The 16,972-nt window shown below is 37.5% G+C and carries 15 protein-coding genes; all 15 read right to left on the reverse strand.

Annotated elements, in window-relative coordinates; translation table 11 throughout:
- Positions 1–37: 37 nt before the first annotated feature.
- The 15 genes from rplW to rpoC all read right to left on the reverse strand — a co-directional run bounded on the left by rplW (position 38) and on the right by rpoC (position 16,866).
- Positions 38–319 (reverse strand): 50S ribosomal protein L23, encoded by a 282-nt coding sequence (gene rplW, locus MHH85_RS19250; RefSeq protein WP_038179071.1) that lies wholly within the window; start codon positions 317–319, stop codon positions 38–40.
- Complete coding sequence (gene rplD, locus MHH85_RS19255) at positions 319–942, reverse strand: 50S ribosomal protein L4 (protein ID WP_193738010.1); 624 nt, start codon at positions 940–942, stop codon at positions 319–321. Before rplD ends, rplW begins: the two co-directional genes overlap by 1 nt.
- A gap of 26 nt (positions 943–968) precedes the next feature.
- Positions 969–1,598, reverse strand: a complete 630-nt coding sequence (gene rplC, locus MHH85_RS19260) for a 50S ribosomal protein L3 (protein WP_053418543.1) — start codon at positions 1,596–1,598, stop codon at positions 969–971.
- Between the two features lie 47 nt (positions 1,599–1,645).
- The gene (rpsJ, locus tag MHH85_RS19265) at positions 1,646–1,954 is read right to left on the reverse strand and encodes a 30S ribosomal protein S10 (RefSeq protein ID WP_004233624.1); all 309 of its coding nucleotides are present in this window, start codon (positions 1,952–1,954) and stop codon (positions 1,646–1,648) included.
- Positions 1,955–2,269: 315 nt separating this feature from the next.
- Positions 2,270–3,586: a Na+/H+ antiporter family protein gene (locus MHH85_RS19270; RefSeq protein ID WP_340708215.1), complete on the reverse strand. Its 1,317-nt coding sequence runs from the start codon at positions 3,584–3,586 to the stop codon at positions 2,270–2,272.
- A gap of 125 nt (positions 3,587–3,711) precedes the next feature.
- Complete coding sequence (locus MHH85_RS19275; protein ID WP_340708216.1) at positions 3,712–5,700, reverse strand: ABC transporter permease; 1,989 nt, start codon at positions 5,698–5,700, stop codon at positions 3,712–3,714.
- Entirely contained in the window at positions 5,690–6,451 is a 762-nt protein-coding gene (locus MHH85_RS19280; protein ID WP_038179060.1) for an ABC transporter ATP-binding protein, read from the reverse strand. Before MHH85_RS19280 ends, MHH85_RS19275 begins: the two co-directional genes overlap by 11 nt.
- 99 nt (positions 6,452–6,550) lie before the next feature.
- A complete protein-coding gene (locus MHH85_RS19285) occupies positions 6,551–7,576 on the reverse strand; it encodes a sensor histidine kinase (RefSeq protein ID WP_193738006.1) in 1,026 nt (341 codons plus the stop codon).
- Positions 7,577–7,582: 6 nt separating this feature from the next.
- Positions 7,583–8,269: a response regulator transcription factor gene (locus MHH85_RS19290; RefSeq protein ID WP_340708217.1), complete on the reverse strand. Its 687-nt coding sequence runs from the start codon at positions 8,267–8,269 to the stop codon at positions 7,583–7,585.
- A gap of 144 nt (positions 8,270–8,413) precedes the next feature.
- On the reverse strand, positions 8,414–9,601 hold the full coding sequence (gene tuf / locus MHH85_RS19295) for an elongation factor Tu (protein ID WP_038179057.1): 1,188 nt from the start codon (positions 9,599–9,601) through the stop codon (positions 8,414–8,416).
- A 136-nt stretch (positions 9,602–9,737) separates the two neighbouring features.
- A complete protein-coding gene (gene fusA / locus MHH85_RS19300; RefSeq protein WP_340708219.1) occupies positions 9,738–11,816 on the reverse strand; it encodes an elongation factor G in 2,079 nt (692 codons plus the stop codon).
- A gap of 43 nt (positions 11,817–11,859) precedes the next feature.
- Positions 11,860–12,330 (reverse strand): 30S ribosomal protein S7, encoded by a 471-nt coding sequence (gene rpsG, locus MHH85_RS19305; protein ID WP_038179053.1) that lies wholly within the window; start codon positions 12,328–12,330, stop codon positions 11,860–11,862.
- A gap of 35 nt (positions 12,331–12,365) precedes the next feature.
- Positions 12,366–12,785 (reverse strand): 30S ribosomal protein S12, encoded by a 420-nt coding sequence (gene rpsL / locus MHH85_RS19310; protein WP_053418537.1) that lies wholly within the window; start codon positions 12,783–12,785, stop codon positions 12,366–12,368.
- Between the two features lie 100 nt (positions 12,786–12,885).
- Positions 12,886–13,134 (reverse strand): ribosomal L7Ae/L30e/S12e/Gadd45 family protein, encoded by a 249-nt coding sequence (locus tag MHH85_RS19315; RefSeq protein ID WP_340708220.1) that lies wholly within the window; start codon positions 13,132–13,134, stop codon positions 12,886–12,888.
- Between the two features lie 132 nt (positions 13,135–13,266).
- On the reverse strand, positions 13,267–16,866 hold the full coding sequence (rpoC, locus tag MHH85_RS19320) for a DNA-directed RNA polymerase subunit beta' (protein ID WP_193738003.1): 3,600 nt from the start codon (positions 16,864–16,866) through the stop codon (positions 13,267–13,269).
- Positions 16,867–16,972 lie beyond the last annotated feature (106 nt).

Raw genomic sequence — 16,972 nt, forward strand, 5'->3', positions numbered from 1 at the left:
GTTCCCTCCTTCTTTATTGTTCAATAATGAACGAAAATTACATTTCGAATAATTCGATTTCGTTGCCAGCAACTAATTTCACGATTGCTTTACGGCGTTTGTTTGTGTATCCACCGAATTTACCAACGCGTTTGTATTTACCTTTGTAGTTCATGATGTTTACTTTCTCAACTTTAACACCAAAGATAGATTCAACAGCATCTTTAACTTCAGTTTTGTTGGCACGAGTGTCAACTTCAAATGTATATTTGTTTTCTGCCATTAGTTCTGAAGAACGCTCAGTAATGACAGGACGTTTTAAAATATCACGTGCTTCCATTAACCAAGCACCTCCTCAACTTTTTCTACAGCAGCTTTAGTGAAAACTACTTTTTCGTGACCTAAAAGATCAAGAACGTTGATACCAGCAGCTGGTACAACAGTAACGCCTTGGATGTTACGAGCAGATAATGCTACGTTTTCATCTACATTAGCAGTTACGAATAATGCTTTAGATTCGATTGAAAGATCTTTAAGAACTTTTACGAAATCTTTAGTTTTTGGTGCGTCTAGTTTAAGAGCATCTAGTACTAAGAAATTAGTTTCTAATACTTTAGCAGATAGAGCTGATTTAAGAGCTAAACGACGTACTTTTTTCGGTAGTTTGTAGCTATAGCTACGAGGTACTGGACCGAATACTACGCCACCGCCACGCCATTGTGGAGAGCGAATAGAACCTTGACGAGCACGTCCTGTTCCTTTTTGCTTCCATGGTTTACGACCACCGCCAGCAACTTCAGAACGGTTTTTTACTTTATGGTTACCTTGACGTAATGAAGCGCGTTGAGCGATTACTGCGTCGAATAACACGTTTTGGTTTGGTTCGATTCCGAAGATTGCATCGTTTAATTCGATTTCACCAACAGAAGAACCCGTTTGACTAAGCAAAGATACTTTTGTCATTCCTGTTTCCTCCTTTCTTCGGTAAGTTAGTTAGCTTTAATAGCAGCTTTTACTGTTACTAATGCTTTACGAGAACCAGGAACATTACCTTTAATAAGTAGTAAGTTGCGTTCAACGTCAACTTTTACAATTTCCAAGTTTTGGATTGTAACAACTCCGCCACCCATTTGACCAGGTAATTTCTTTTGTTTGAATACGCGGTTCGGAGCAACTGGACCCATTGAACCAGGACGACGGTGGTAACGAGAACCGTGGGCCATAGGACCACGAGATTGTCCGTGGCGTTTAATAACACCTTGGAAACCTTTACCCTTAGTAACACCTGTTACATCTACTACATCGCCTTCTGCGAAAATTTCAACTTTGACTTCTTGACCAACCTCGTACTCAGCTAAGTTTACATCGCGGATTTCGCGGATGAAGCGCTTAGGAGCAGTGCTTGCTTTAGCTACGTGTCCTTTTTCAGGTTTGTTAGAAAGCTTTTCGCGCTTATCTTCGAAACCGATTTGGATTGCTTCGTAACCATCTGTATCAACTGATTTCTTTTGAAGTACTACGTTTGGAGTAGCTTCAACAACAGTTACAGGGATTAAATCACCGTTCTCAGCAAAAACTTGCGTCATACCGATTTTTCTACCTAAGATTCCTTTGGTCATTTGTCACACCTCCTGTGATTATTGTTTTTCTATTTTCATTTTTACCATTAAAGTTTGATTTCAATATCAACGCCAGATGGTAAATCAAGTTTCATTAACGCGTCAACAGTTTGTGGTGTTGGGTTAACGATATCGATCAGACGTTTATGAGTACGCATCTCGAATTGCTCACGAGAATCTTTGTACTTATGCACGGCACGCAGAATTGTGTACACCGATTTTTCAGTTGGAAGTGGAATCGGACCTGATACACTTGCACCTGAACGTTTAGCAGTTTCCACAATTTTCTCAGCAGATTGATCAAGAATTCTATGATCATATGCTTTTAAACGGATACGGATCTTTTGTTTTGCCATTATTTTCCCTCCTTTTCGCCTATTTCCTAGACATTCTCCACGGAAATTTCTCCGTCACACGCGCCATGGCAATGCGGCCGGGTGTGTCGGCAACCTCCCGCTTCATCGCAGTCGAAGACCAACATTTGATATTATACACATAAAAAAAAGAATAAGCAAGTGTTTTTGCTAAACTCTTTTCAATGGCATGTTTATTTTATGATATCTTCATCTTTTGCTCTTCAGCAGATTCCAAGTATATAAAAAATACAGCTATATTGCAAACTATATGTAATAAAAAAAGGATGCAATTCAAATTGAATTGCATCCTTACTATTATAAGAAGAATACACAAGCAATCCAGCCAAAGATAATGAGTGGGATATTTACGAAGATAAACGTCGGAACACATGTATCCCAAATATGATTATGCTGTCCGTCAACGTTCAATCCAGCTGTCGGCCCTAGAGTTGTATCAGAAGCTGGCGATCCAGCATCTCCAAGAGCACCTGCTGTCCCAATCAAACACATAATTGCTAATGGGCTTAACCCTAGTTCTACAGATAAAGGAACAAATAGTGTCGCGATGATCGGAATTGTAGCAAAGGATGAACCAATTCCCATCGTTACGATTAAACCTATTATTAGCATAATAAATACAGCTAAACTCGTATTTCCTTTGAATATACTTAATGAACTGTTGATTAGACTATCTATATCTCCTGTTGCATTTATAACAGATGCAAAACCGTTTGCCGCAATCATAACAAATCCTATGAATGACATCATGCGCATACCATCTGTTAAAACTTCATCTGCTTCTCTCCATTTTAATGCCCCAGTTACGTACATAACTGTAATACCGGCAAATGCACCAACTATCATAGAATCAGTTGCAATCTGTGTATAGAGTGCTGCAATTAATGCAATGATAGTTGAAATAATCACCTTTTTGCTAACCTTTAGTTCTATAGAAGAACTTTCAACACCTACTTCTTCGTAGCGTCTTGGTTTACGATAAAAGAATAATGCAACAACTAAACCAATAACCATCCCTAACACAGGAATAGCCATTGCTATCGGAACATCATTTACGGATACATCCATACCGGCCTTCGTTACCTGAGTTGCTATAATCTCTTGGAAAATAGAACCAAATCCTGAAGGTACAAAGCTATATGTGCCCACTAAACCAACTGCAATAATTGTTGAGATAATTCGGCGATCTACTTCAAGCATATTTAGGATTTTCAAAATTGGTGGAATCAATAATGGAATAAATGCTATATGAATCGGAATCAAGTTTTGAGAGAATACGGCCATTGCAAAAATTAAAAAGAAGATTAAAGCCTTCACTAATCCTCGTTTATTATTTTCACCGTTTTTATTTAAAAGTTTCAGAATCGAAGCAATCATTAATTCTGGAATTCCAGTTTTTGAAATGGCGATTGCAAATCCACCTAATAAACCGTAACTCAAAGCTATTGTTGCTCCTGCTCCTAACCCTTCTGTAAATGTTTCTACAGTTTTAGAAATTCCCATTCCACTTGTTAGGCCCCCTGCAAACGCACCTAATACAAGTGAAAGAACAACATTTATACGTAATAGACTTAAGATTAGCATGACAGCTATCGCTATTATTACTGCATTCATATTTTACACTTCACTTTCATACTCTAGTTCTCTAGTTCGATAAAGTAATTATAAGTAGATTAATTATTAATGTCAATAAAAAAATCCCACGTAAAGTAATACTCCACGTGGGTTTTCTTCTGTAATTATAAACTTTCATTTACAACTCTGCGGTAATACGTAACGGACAACAATGCAAATACCGAATAAAGTAATGCGTAAATACTCATTGTCAGGATTAAAGGTGTTGTTAGCTCTGTACCAAATAGCATCCAGCCTGATTTAACAGCAAAATAACTGTGTAATAACCCGATTAGAAGTGGTACACCAAAATTAAAAGCTTGTTTCATATATATCCCCTTCATGATCTCTGACTTGGTAAAGCCGATTTTACGAAGAACCGTATAAGACTCTCTTTCATCTTCTGCATCGGACATTTGCTTAAAGTATAAAACGCTACCTGTTGCCAGTAAGAATGCTAAGCCTAGGAATGCTGTAATGAAAATGACATTACCCCATAAATCTAATGCTTCAGTTTTATTACCTTCCTGAGTCCATGCAATAAATTGTTTTTCTTTCCCTTTTGTGTCCTTTGTGGTGAATTTCCCACCATTGGTTGTCTTTATATATATTTCTTGAACTTTCTCCAAATCTTTTTCTTTAAACGTGTACCCCTCTTGCTCATACCAAATGGAGTTCTTCTGAATTTTCGCATCTGTTGCTAACTTATCGAAATATCGGTCTGTAACAACGATAGCTGCGCTACCATGTGAAAGTTGACTTGTAATAATCCCTCTTTTTTCAAGTCCGATCATTTTTAGTTTTGATTTACCTTCTGTTGTATGGACAGTCATAGACTTACCAACTTCTAGAGGCATTAATTCTGCAAGCATACCGCTATATCCTACTAGATAAGCTTCTCCCTCTTTTAAACTAGCTTCAGGGTATATTTTCTTCATATCGCTTAACTTTGTCACTATAGAATCAAGCCATATATTTTCTTTAATATCATTAGATACTGGATTTTTCATCAAGCTTGAAATATCAATATCTACATTCAACAAAGAAAACTCATATTTTTCAAAATTTATATTTTCTTTTTGAAGTTGTTCTTCAAACGTTTTATTTTGTTCATTTAATGTAATGACGTCAAAAGGGACAACTTGCTTTGCACTCGCACCCGCTGAATAGTACGCAATATAAGATAATGACATAATAGCTAAAGCAACCGCAGTCATTACTGTAATAAGCGTTAAAGACTTCGCATTCCCTTTCATACGATGCATAATAGGCGTTAATGCCAATACGTCAGTTAATGATAAATGCCCTTTCTTCCCTTTACGAATTACATTCATAATTAAAGATACTGAAAAACGGAAAACGAAAAAAGTACCTATAATAGTGGAACCCAATATTATAATCATCTTTATTACTAACTGATTAATAGTTGCGGAATCCAAATCAAATAAATGTGCTGATTTATAATATCCAAAGGTAATTAATACTAAGCCTACTAGACCTAATAACATTTGAAACAATCCAAAACGTTTCACACGCGTATCACCTTTTTTACTTGCAGAAAACAAATCAAGTAACGTTGAACGACGAATCACGAAAATAGTTTGAATGGTTATTACTATTAATAAAATTAAGAAAACAACAAGTGTTTGAAAAAGTGCCTGTGAAGAAAATGCAATTTCTACAAGAGCCTCTTTAGCAATTAGCTTCAATAAAATCATCGCAAATACCCGTGATGTTAAAAAACCAATACTTACCCCTACAGCTGTTGCACCTGTCCACAATAGTATATTTTCAATCGCTAATAGACGTACAACTGTGCTCTTCGACATTCCTATCAATTGATATAAACCGATTTCTTTACTTCTGCGCTTCATAAAAAGATGATTAGCGTAAATTACAAAAAACGTCACAATGAATACTAACATCACTGAAGCAGCTTTAAATCCTGCTGCACCTGTAGTACTTTCTTTTGTCATTTCTAAAATACTTGGGTTAAATTGCAAAGTCACAAATGAAAAGTATAATGTCACACTAAATATCAGAGCAAAAAAGTATAAATAATAATGTGTAATATTCTTTTTCATACTTCGGAGTACGAGTTGACTAATCGTCATAACCGTCACCGCCTAAAACACCTTGCGTATTCATTATTTCTTGGAAGAACATTTTACGGTTTTTTTCACCTTTGTAAAGCTCTGTATAAAGTTGACCGTCTTTCAGGAATAAGACTCGGCTACAAAAACTCGCTGCTACTGGATCATGAGTAACCATCATAATTGTCACCCTTTGCTTCTCATTAATAGTAGCTAAGTTTTCTAGAAGAGCGGTAGCTGATTTTGAATCTAGCGCTCCTGTTGGCTCATCCCCAAATACTATAGATGGATTCGAAATAAGTGCACGTGCTGCAGATGTCCTTTGTTTTTGTCCACCTGAGATCTCATTTGGATATTTATTAGCTAATTCACGTATATCTAATAAATCTGTTAGTGTATTGAAACGACTTTCAGCTTCAGATTTTGATACTTTACTAATAGATAGAGGTAGTAATATATTCTCTTTCACAGTTAATGTATCTAATAAGTTATAGTCTTGAAATATAAAACCTAACTGTTCCCGGCGAAACTTCGATAGCTCTTTCTCTTTCATCTTTCTTAAATCATTACCGTCAATTTCTATGACACCTTCCGTCGCATTATCAATCGAACATAGAACATTTAACAAAGTCGTCTTTCCAGACCCTGATGGACCCATGATACCAACAAATTCGCCTTCATTAACCTCTATATCAATACCTTTCAAGACTTCTTGAGCAGTTAATTTACGTCCATATACTTTTTTAACTTTACGCGCTTTTAAAATAGCCATTACAATTCCTCCCTCTCGCTTATATGACCATTCTATATAATTTCAAAAAAAGAATCGTTTGATTAACATGACAAACAAAAAGAGTAGGTGACATTTTCGTCATCTACTCATGATTTTAACGAATTCATTTTTCAAAGGAAAACGTAAGGAAAATACTGTCCCTACTTTTTCTTCAGACTGTACAAATATTTGGATACCTAATTTTGATGCTGCATTTTTAGCCAAATATAGCCCCATTCCAGTTGAAGCAGTCTGATATCGACCAATTTTACCAGTAAAGGACTTATTAAAAATACGTGGCAAATCAGCTTGACTAATCCCTATACCCGAGTCTTTAATATATAAATATACATGACCGTCTGAATCCTTTGATGAATATACCTGTATATCTGAATTATCATTACTATATTTGACTGCATTAGAAAGTAATTGACGAATAATAAAGGATGTCCATTTTTGATCAGTTAGTACTTCAGCATCAAGATTTTCAATATCAAAGCCAATACCTTTTTCAATACACCATGTTTGCAAATTCTTAATTTCTCTCAGTATTGTTGGCCTAATTGATATCATTTCCATCCTGTTGTCATTCTCTATTGAAGAAAGTCTAATATGATGTAATTCCTGATCAAGTAGCAAGTGGATTCTTAACCATTCAATTTCAAGGCGCTTCTTTAAAGTAGTGTCCTCTAAGGAGTCGATCATAAGCTTCATCGCAGTTAAAGGCGTCTTCACTTCATGAATCCATCCTAATGCTCTATCTTGATCTTCTGAAAACTCAACATGTACGTTGTTAATTTGTTCCCGCCTCTTTACTTCAACATTTTCAATAACCTTAAAAAATACTATTTCAAAACTCGATAGCTTTTCTGAAGGAGCTGGTAGAATACTCTCTATATCTAATTCATTCCCCAGGAAATGTTTCAGTCTACGAATTGATTTGGTCTCTTTTATATATCGCCATATTAAAAAAACAATAAATAAAACTGAATTAGTTAAATTTAGATAAACTGCAGATATATTGGATAATCCTACATCTAAGAAAATAACTAAATTTAACCACAGCTGAACAGCTATAAAAAAGAGAATCCACGACCTTCTTTCCTTAAGAAATATTAAAAGCATTACAAATTAGACCTCCTTAGTAATAGCCATATAGCCCAGTCCTTTTTTTGTAAGAATAACTTCTTCCAATCCAATTTCTTCAAGCTTCAAGCGTAAACGATTCATATTCACTGATAACGTATTATCATTAACAAAGCGTTCATCATCCCATAGCTTTCTCATTAATTCATCACGAGATACAATCTGATTTAAATGTTCTATTAAAATTCTTAAAATAAATAATTCATTTTTAGTTAATTCCACTAAACAGTCTTCTTTAGTAATAGTACCTCTTGAATAATCAATGGTAGCCCCATTCCATAATGCAGTATGTAGTCTTTCTTGTTTATAATCGTATGTTCTTCGTATAATGGCTTGTACTTTAGCCAATAGTACATCCATATTAAAAGGTTTTTGTATAAAATCATCTGCGCCCATTTGCATAGCCATTACTTGATCCATAGCATGATCTCGTGAAGACAAAAAGATAATCGGCACTTTAGAAATATGACGTATTTCACGACACCAGTGGAAACCATCAAATGCAGGCAACTGAATATCAATAATAACTAGTTGCGGAGTTTCATTATGAAAGCATTCCATAACTTTTTGAAAATCCGCAGGTTTTGTAACTTCCATAGACCACTGACTGAATCGTTCTCGAATAATTTCAAAAATAGCTTGATCATCTTCGATAATAAAAACTTTTATCATGTATTCACCCCCCTCATACTATATTGTACAAGAAATAGAGCAAATAAAAAAAGTTTTCTCCAGTAAAAGGGAAAACTTAAATAAATTTATAAATAAAAAACCATCTCGTCGTCACGAGATGGTTTTTAAAAAAAGTAATAGAAATTACTTAGTGATTGAAGCTACAACGCCAGCGCCTACAGTACGTCCACCCTCACGGATAGAGAACTTAGTACCTTCTTCAAGAGCGATAGGAGAGATCAAAGAAACAGTCATTTCGATGTTATCTCCAGGCATAACCATTTCTACGCCTTCAGGAAGATTACAAACACCAGTTACGTCAGTTGTACGGAAGTAGAACTGAGGACGGTAGTTTGAGAAGAATGGAGTATGACGTCCACCCTCTTCTTTAGAAAGAACATAAACTTCAGCTTTGAAGTCTGTGTGTGGAGTGATTGAACCTGGTTTAGCAAGTACTTGTCCACGTTGGATATCTTCACGAGCTACACCACGAAGAAGAGCACCAATGTTGTCTCCAGCTTCAGCGTAGTCTAATAATTTACGGAACATTTCAACACCTGTTACAGTTGTTTGTTTAGCTTCTTCAGCAATACCAACGATGTCTACAACGTCGCCGACTTTAACTTGACCACGTTCAACACGGCCAGTTGCAACTGTACCACGACCAGTGATAGAGAATACATCCTCTACTGGCATCATGAATGGTTTGTCAGTTTGACGTTCTGGAGTTGGGATATAAGAATCAACAGCGTCCATTAATTCAACAATTTTTTCTTCCCATTCTGCTTCGCCTTCAAGAGCTTTAAGAGCAGAACCTTTAATTACAGGAAGGTCATCGCCTGGGAAATCGTATTCAGATAATAGGTCACGAACTTCCATTTCTACTAATTCAAGTAGCTCTTCGTCGTCAACCATATCACATTTGTTCATGAATACTACTAGGTATGGAACACCTACTTGACGAGATAAAAGGATGTGTTCACGAGTTTGTGGCATTGGACCATCAGCAGCAGATACTACTAAGATACCGCCATCCATTTGAGCAGCACCAGTGATCATGTTTTTAACATAATCGGCGTGTCCTGGGCAATCTACGTGAGCGTAGTGACGAGTATCAGTTTCGTATTCTACGTGAGAAGTATTGATTGTGATACCACGTTCTTTTTCTTCTGGAGCGTTGTCGATATCAGCGTATGACTTAGCTTCTCCACCCATTTTTTTAGATAGAACTGTAGCGATTGCAGCAGTTAAAGTTGTTTTACCATGGTCAACGTGTCCGATTGTACCAATGTTAGCATGCGTTTTAGAACGGTCAAATTTTTCTTTAGCCATTAGAAAATGCCTCCTCAATAATGTTTATAATTTTAGTTTTATAGTCATATATTTCAGAGAATAGGGCCCTATCCTCTTCCATATATAGCATACAAGTTATTTATACTTTAATTAGAGTGAAAATTCAACTTAGAAATTATTCACCTTTATTTTTTTTAACGATTTCGGCAGCAATTGATTTTGGCACTTCTTCATAATGATCAAATGTCATAGAGAATACACCGCGACCTTGTGTACCAGAACGTAAAGTTGTAGCATATCCGAACATTTCAGATAGTGGCACCATTGCACGAACAACTTGAGAGTTACCGCGAGCATCCATACCCTCAACGCGTCCGCGACGAGCAGTAATGTTACCCATGATATCACCAAGATATTCTTCTGGAATTACAACTTCAACTTTCATCATTGGTTCTAAGATAACAGCGTTACATTGTTTCGCAGCTTCTTTAAGAGCCATAGATGCAGCAATTTTGAACGCCATCTCATTCGAGTCAACGTCATGGTAAGAACCGAATACTAATTTCGCTTTAATGTCGATTAGTGGGTATCCAGCAACTACACCGCGGTCAAGAGAGTCACGAAGACCCTGTTCTACTGCAGGAATGTATTCACGAGGTACTACACCACCAACGATAGCGTTTTCGAATTCAAAGCCTTTACCTTCTTCATTTGGAGAGAACTCAATCGTAACATCTCCGTATTGTCCACGACCACCAGATTGGCGAGTGAATTTACCTTGAACTTTTGCAGAGCTACGGAATGTTTCACGGTAAGATACCATTGGAGCACCTACGTTAGCTTCTACTTTGAATTCACGGCGCATACGGTCAACTAAGATATCAAGGTGAAGCTCACCCATACCAGAGATGATTGTTTGACCAGTTTCAGTGTCAGTGTGAGCACGGAAAGTTGGATCTTCTTCTTGTAGTTTTTGTAAAGCTTGACCCATTTTATCTTGGTCTGCTTTAGATTTTGGTTCTACAGAAAGTGAGATTACTGGCTCAGGGAATTCCATTGATTCAAGAATAACTAAGTTTTTCTCGTCACATAGTGTATCACCAGTAGTAGTATCTTTAAGACCTACTGCTGCTGCGATATCCCCAGAATGCACTCTTGAGATTTCTTCACGAGAGTTAGCGTGCATTTGTAGGATACGACCTACGCGTTCACGTTTACCTTTAGAAGAGTTTTGTACGTATGAACCTGAATCTAATGTTCCAGAGTACACACGGAAGAAAGTTAATTTACCTACGAATGGGTCAGTCATAACTTTGAATGCAAGAGCTGAGAATGGCTCTTCATCAGAAGGATGACGTTCTAATTCCACTTCACCATCAACATCTGTACCTTTGATTGATGGTACATCTAATGGAGATGGTAAGTAATCGATAACTGCATTTAACATAGGGCGTACGCCTTTGTGTTTGAATGCTGTACCACAGATTACTGGGTAAAATTCTACTGCGATCGTAGCACGACGGATAGCCGCTTTAAGTTCAGCAACAGTAATTTCTTCGCCTTCTAAATATTTTTCCATGATTTCTTCATCAACACTTGCAACAGCGTCGATTAATTTCTCACGGTATTCTTCAGCTAGTTCGCGGTGTTCTTCAGGAATTTCTCCTTCAGTTACTGCTGTACCTTTTTCGTCGCCGTAGAAAGTAGCTTTCATTTCAACTAAGTCAATGATTGCAGAGAATTGATCTTCAGCGCCGATTGGTAATTGAACAGGGTGAGCATTTGCTTGTAAACGCTCATGAAGAGTTCCTACAGAATATAAGAAATCCGCTCCTGTTTTATCCATTTTGTTAATGAATACAATACGTGGAACACCGTATGTTGTAGCTTGACGCCATACAGTTTCAGTTTGAGGCTCAACACCAGATTGAGCATCAAGTACTGTTACAGCACCGTCAAGTACGCGTAATGAACGTTCTACTTCTACAGTGAAGTCTACGTGTCCAGGAGTATCGATGATATTTACACGGTGGCCTTCCCATTGGGCTGTTGTCGCAGCAGAAGTGATTGTAATACCACGTTCCTGTTCTTGCTCCATCCAGTCCATTTGAGAAGCACCTTCATGAGTTTCACCGATTTTGTGAATCTTACCAGTGTAATAAAGGATACGCTCAGTTGTTGTTGTTTTACCAGCATCAATGTGAGCCATGATCCCAATATTACGAGTATTCTCAAGTGAGAATTCGCGTTTCATAGGAAATTTCTCCTTCCATATTGGGGGTTAAGCCGATTTTATATTACCAACGGTAGTGAGCAAATGCTTTATTTGCTTCTGCCATTTTGTGCATATCTTCACGTTTTTTAACTGACGCACCAGTGTTGTTAGAAGCATCTAGAATTTCGTTAGCTAGACGTTCTTCCATAGTTTTTTCGCCACGAAGACGAGAGTAGTTTACTAGGTAACGAAGACCAAGAGTTGTACGACGTTCTGGACGTACTTCTACTGGTACTTGATAGTTAGTACCACCTACACGGCGAGCACGAACTTCAAGAACTGGCATTACATTGTTTAATGCAGCTTCAAATACTTCGATTGGATTATTACCAGAACGTTCTTTAACTAATTCGAACGCACCGTATAAAATCTTTTGAGAAGTACCTCTTTTACCATCTACCATCATTTTATTGATTAAACGAGTTACTAGTTTTGAATTATAAATTGGATCTGGTAACACGTCACGTTTGGAAACAGGACCTTTACGAGGCATGTGTTTTCCTCCTTTCGATTAGAGCTTAATTTTAATTATTTTTTTTCTTTTGGTTTTTTAGCACCATATAGAGAACGAGATTGCATACGGCCAGATACTGCAGCAGTATCAAGCGCACCACGAACGATGTGATAACGTACACCTGGTAAGTCTTTTACACGACCTCCACGGATAAGTACAACACTGTGTTCTTGTAAGTTGTGGCCTTCACCAGGAATATAAGCGTTAACCTCGATTTGGTTTGTTAAACGTACACGAGCGTATTTACGTAACGCTGAGTTAGGTTTTTTAGGTGTCATTGTACCAACACGTGTACATACACCGCGTTTTTGTGGTGAGTTAACATCAGTTAGAGCTTTTTGGAAGCTGTTATAACTTTTGTTTAACGCTGGTGAGTTTGATTTCTTGCTTTTGGATTGGCGAGGCTTACGTAATAATTGGTTAATTGTAGGCATCGGTTTTTCCTCCCTTCATATCTTCAGTTTAAATCCACACATCCAGGTGGTTCATTTTTAGGTAAAAAACAAAGTCTTTGTGTATCATACACAAAAACCATCATTCAGTAATTGCAACAACTGCAGCACCTACTTGAATTCCGCAGGCTCTACCAAGTTCTTTTTTCGAGTCTACAAATACAATGGGAATACCATTTTTTTGTGCTAAGTGCACCGCATGCGTGGTAATTCGATCATCTGCATTTAGAGCAACGAAAATTTCAGTAACATGACCAGTACACATTGCTTTTACTGCTTGCTTAGTACCGATGATTGTTTTTTTAGCCTTTTTGACTTTTTCATAAGACATTTGCATATCCTCCGAAATGATAGACAATCAACTATCAACCTAAAATATATTATCACTCAATGCATTTATTGTCAATTAAAATCATAAAAATTCCGAGAAGAAGGAAAAATCGCTTCCTCCCGGATCTTTTTATTATTCAGCTAAAGCTGGTTCAGCATCTTCAATTTCGCTGTCTTCAATTTTGATTTGGCGATATCGTTGCATACCTGTACCAGCAGGAACAAGTTTACCTAAGATTACATTTTCTTTCAGACCTAGTAGTTCATCACGCTTACCTTTAATAGCTGCATCCGTTAACACACGAGTTGTTTCTTGGAATGATGCTGCAGATAAGAATGATTCAGTTTCAAGAGATGCTTTAGTGATACCAAGGATAAGAGGGCGACAAGTTGCTGGAAGTTTTCCATTTAACAACGCCTCTGCATTGGCTTCAGAGAATTGGTGAATATCAAGTAGTGAACCAGGAAGTACATCTGTTTCACCAGCTTCAATTACGCGAACTTTACGAAGCATTTGGCGAACCATTACTTCGATATGTTTGTCTCCAATTTCTACACCTTGCATACGATATACTTTTTGAACTTCTTTCAATAAGTATTCTTGAACTGTTGCTACATCAGTTACTTTAATCAATTCTTTTGGATCGATAGAACCTTCAGTAAGCGTTTGTCCGTGGTGAACTTGATCGTTAACTTGTACTATGATACGACCATTGTACGGAGCCAAATATTTACGAGTTTCTACTGTACCTTGAATTGTAATTTCTTTTTGACCTTCGCGAATCTCGTCAATGTCAACTACAGTACCTGCGATTTCCGTAATAACCGCTTGACCTTTAGGGTTACGCGCTTCGAAAATCTCTTGGATACGTGGAAGACCTTGTGTAATATCGCTACTTGCTACCCCACCTGTATGGAAAGTACGCATTGTTAACTGTGTACCTGGCTCACCGATAGATTGAGCTGCGATAATACCAACTGCTTCGCCGACTTCAACTTTATCACCAGTCGCTAAGTTCATGCCGTAACATTTTTTACATACACCATGCTTAGTGTTACATGTAAATGCTGAGCGAATTGTTACTTCTTCAATTCCTGCTTCAATTACTTTACGAGCTAGTTCTGGTGTTACTAATGCATTTCTTTCAACCATAACTTCATTTGTTTCTGGATGACGAATTGTTTTCTTAACATAACGGCCAAGAATACGTTCTTCAAGAGCTTCGATTACTTCTGTACCCTCTTTTAATGAACCTATTGTTAAACCACGGTCAGTACCACAGTCATCTTCGCGGACAATAACATCTTGTGCTACGTCAACTAGACGACGAGTAAGGTAACCTGAATCGGCCGTTTTAAGTGCTGTATCGGTAAGACCTTTACGAGCACCATGCGTAGAGATGAAGTATTCCAATACTGTTAAACCTTCACGGAATGAAGACTTGATTGGAAGTTCGATAATACGACCAGCTGGATTGGCCATAAGACCACGCATACCAGCAAGTTGAGTAAAGTTAGATGCGTTACCACGGGCACCAGAGTCACTCATCATGAAGATAGGGTTAAAGCTATCTAATGATTTCATAAGTTTCTCTTGGATTACGTCTTTCGCTGCACTCCAATAAGAGATTACACGATCGTAACGTTCTTCTTCTGTAATTAAACCACGACGGAACTGTTTCAATACTTTATCAACTTTTTCTTGAGCCTCTTCAAGAATCTCTTGTTTGTCTGGTAATACTAGGATATCTGAGATACCAATTGTAATACCAGCTTTAGTTGCATATTTGAACCCAAGATCTTTAAGGCGGTCAAGCATTTTAGAAGTTTCAGTAATGTGGAAGTTAGCAAATACTTCAGCAATAACTTTACCTAAATAGCTCTTCGTAAATGGTTTAACTGGATCAACTTCTGATAAATATTTCTTAATATCTGTATTTGTAGGAACAAAATATTTAGCTGGTGTTTCAACTTGTAAGTTAGTAATTGTTGGTTCATTAATGTACGGGAATGATTCTGGTAAAATTTCATTAAATATTACCTTACCAACTGACGTTAATAACAACTTGCTATTTTGTTCTTCTGTAAATGTTTGGTTATTTAATGATGAAGCTTTAATAGCGATACGTGTATGCAAGTGGACTTCATGGTTTTCATAAGCAACCATTAATTCCTCAGGACCAAAGAATACAGCGCCTTCGCCTCGAGCACCTTTACGTTCAAGAGTAAGGTAGTAGTTACCTAGTACCATATCTTGAGATGGTGTAACAACAGGTTTACCATCTTTAGGGTTCAAGATATTTTGAGCTGCAAGCATTAATAAACGTGCTTCCGCTTGTGCTTCTGCTGATAAAGGAACGTGAACCGCCATTTGGTCACCATCAAAGTCAGCGTTATATGCTGTACATACTAATGGGTGAAGGCGGATTGCTTTCCCTTCAACTAAAGTTGGTTCGAAAGCTTGAATACCAAGTCGGTGAAGAGTCGGTGCACGGTTAAGTAATACTGGGTGTTCTCGGATTATATCCTCTAATACATCCCATACTTCGTAGTGCATACGTTCAATTTTACGTTTTGCCGATTTAATGTTGTGTGCAAGACCACGTTCAACAAGTTCTTTCATTACGAAAGGTTTAAACAATTCGATTGCCATTTCTTTCGGTAAACCACATTGATACATTTTCAGGCTAGGTCCTACAACGATTACAGAACGACCTGAATAGTCAACACGTTTACCAAGTAAGTTTTGACGGAAACGACCTTGTTTACCTTTTAACATATGAGAAAGAGATTTTAATGGACGGTTACCTGGACCAGTTACTGGACGGCCACGACGACCATTATCGATTAAAGCATCTACTGCTTCTTGAAGCATACGTTTTTCGTTTTGAACGATAATACCAGGTGCTCCAAGATCAAGAAGACGTTTTAAACGGTTGTTACGGTTAATAACTCGACGATATAAATCATTCAAGTCACTTGTTGCAAAACGACCACCATCTAATTGCACCATTGGACGAAGCTCTGGTGGAATAACAGGTAGTACGTCTAAAATCATCCAATCTGGACGGTTACCAGAATGACGGAATGACTCAACAACTTCTAAACGTTTAATTGCACGAGTACGACGTTGACCTTGTGCAGTTTTAAGTTCTTCTTTTAAAGATTCTGTTTCTTTATCAAGATCGATTTCTTGTAAAAGACGTTTAATTGCTTCAGCGCCCATTGCAGCTTGGAATGTATTGCCGTATTTTTCACGATACGCGCGATATTCCTTTTCTGAAAGCAATTGTTTTTTCTCAAGTGCAGTATCGCCAGGCTCTACTACAACATAAGAAGCGAAGTAGATTACTTCTTCTAATGCACGTGGAGACATATCTAAAATAAGCCCCATACGGCTTGGAATTCCTTTGAAATACCAAATGTGTGAGACTGGAGCAGCTAATTCAATATGACCCATGCGCTCACGACGTACTTTTGCACGTGTTACTTCAACTCCACAACGATCACAAACTACGCCTTTATAGCGTACACGTTTGTACTTACCGCAGTGACATTCCCAGTCCTTTGTAGGTCCGAAAATTCGTTCACAGAACAAACCATCTTTTTCTGGTTTGAGTGTACGATAGTTAATAGTTTCTGGTTTTTTTACTTCTCCATAAGACCATGAGCGGATTTTATCAGGTGAAGCTAAACCAATTTTCATATACTCAAAATTATTAACGTCTATCAAGGAGCCTACCTCCCTTTAGTATGAAGTCTTTTCGACTTTATTCTTAGCTCGACGATTGATTTAATGATAATTGGAAAGCTGGACAAGCCCTAATGGGCCTGCCAGC

The organism is Viridibacillus sp. FSL E2-0187, from assembly GCF_038006425.1.
Lineage (GTDB): Bacteria > Bacillota > Bacilli > Bacillales_A > Planococcaceae > Viridibacillus > Viridibacillus arvi.

Excerpts from the sequence above, each read along its gene's own strand:
- rplW (WP_038179071.1), bottom strand. The coding sequence starts at position 319 with ATGGAAGCACGTGATATTTTAAAACGTCCTGTCATTACTGAGCGTTCT.
- rplD (WP_193738010.1), bottom strand. The coding sequence starts at position 942 with ATGACAAAAGTATCTTTGCTTAGTCAAACGGGTTCTTCTGTTGGTGAA.
- rplC (WP_053418543.1), bottom strand. The coding sequence starts at position 1,598 with ATGACCAAAGGAATCTTAGGTAGAAAAATCGGTATGACGCAAGTTTTT.
- rpsJ (WP_004233624.1), bottom strand. The coding sequence starts at position 1,954 with ATGGCAAAACAAAAGATCCGTATCCGTTTAAAAGCATATGATCATAGA.
- MHH85_RS19270 (WP_340708215.1), bottom strand. The coding sequence starts at position 3,586 with ATGAATGCAGTAATAATAGCGATAGCTGTCATGCTAATCTTAAGTCTA.
- MHH85_RS19275 (WP_340708216.1), bottom strand. The coding sequence starts at position 5,700 with ATGACGATTAGTCAACTCGTACTCCGAAGTATGAAAAAGAATATTACA.
- MHH85_RS19280 (WP_038179060.1), bottom strand. The coding sequence starts at position 6,451 with ATGGCTATTTTAAAAGCGCGTAAAGTTAAAAAAGTATATGGACGTAAA.
- MHH85_RS19285 (WP_193738006.1), bottom strand. The coding sequence starts at position 7,576 with ATGCTTTTAATATTTCTTAAGGAAAGAAGGTCGTGGATTCTCTTTTTT.
- MHH85_RS19290 (WP_340708217.1), bottom strand. The coding sequence starts at position 8,269 with ATGATAAAAGTTTTTATTATCGAAGATGATCAAGCTATTTTTGAAATT.
- tuf (WP_038179057.1), bottom strand. The coding sequence starts at position 9,601 with ATGGCTAAAGAAAAATTTGACCGTTCTAAAACGCATGCTAACATTGGT.
- fusA (WP_340708219.1), bottom strand. The coding sequence starts at position 11,816 with ATGAAACGCGAATTCTCACTTGAGAATACTCGTAATATTGGGATCATG.
- rpsG (WP_038179053.1), bottom strand. The coding sequence starts at position 12,330 with ATGCCTCGTAAAGGTCCTGTTTCCAAACGTGACGTGTTACCAGATCCA.
- rpsL (WP_053418537.1), bottom strand. The coding sequence starts at position 12,785 with ATGCCTACAATTAACCAATTATTACGTAAGCCTCGCCAATCCAAAAGC.
- MHH85_RS19315 (WP_340708220.1), bottom strand. The coding sequence starts at position 13,134 with ATGTCTTATGAAAAAGTCAAAAAGGCTAAAAAAACAATCATCGGTACT.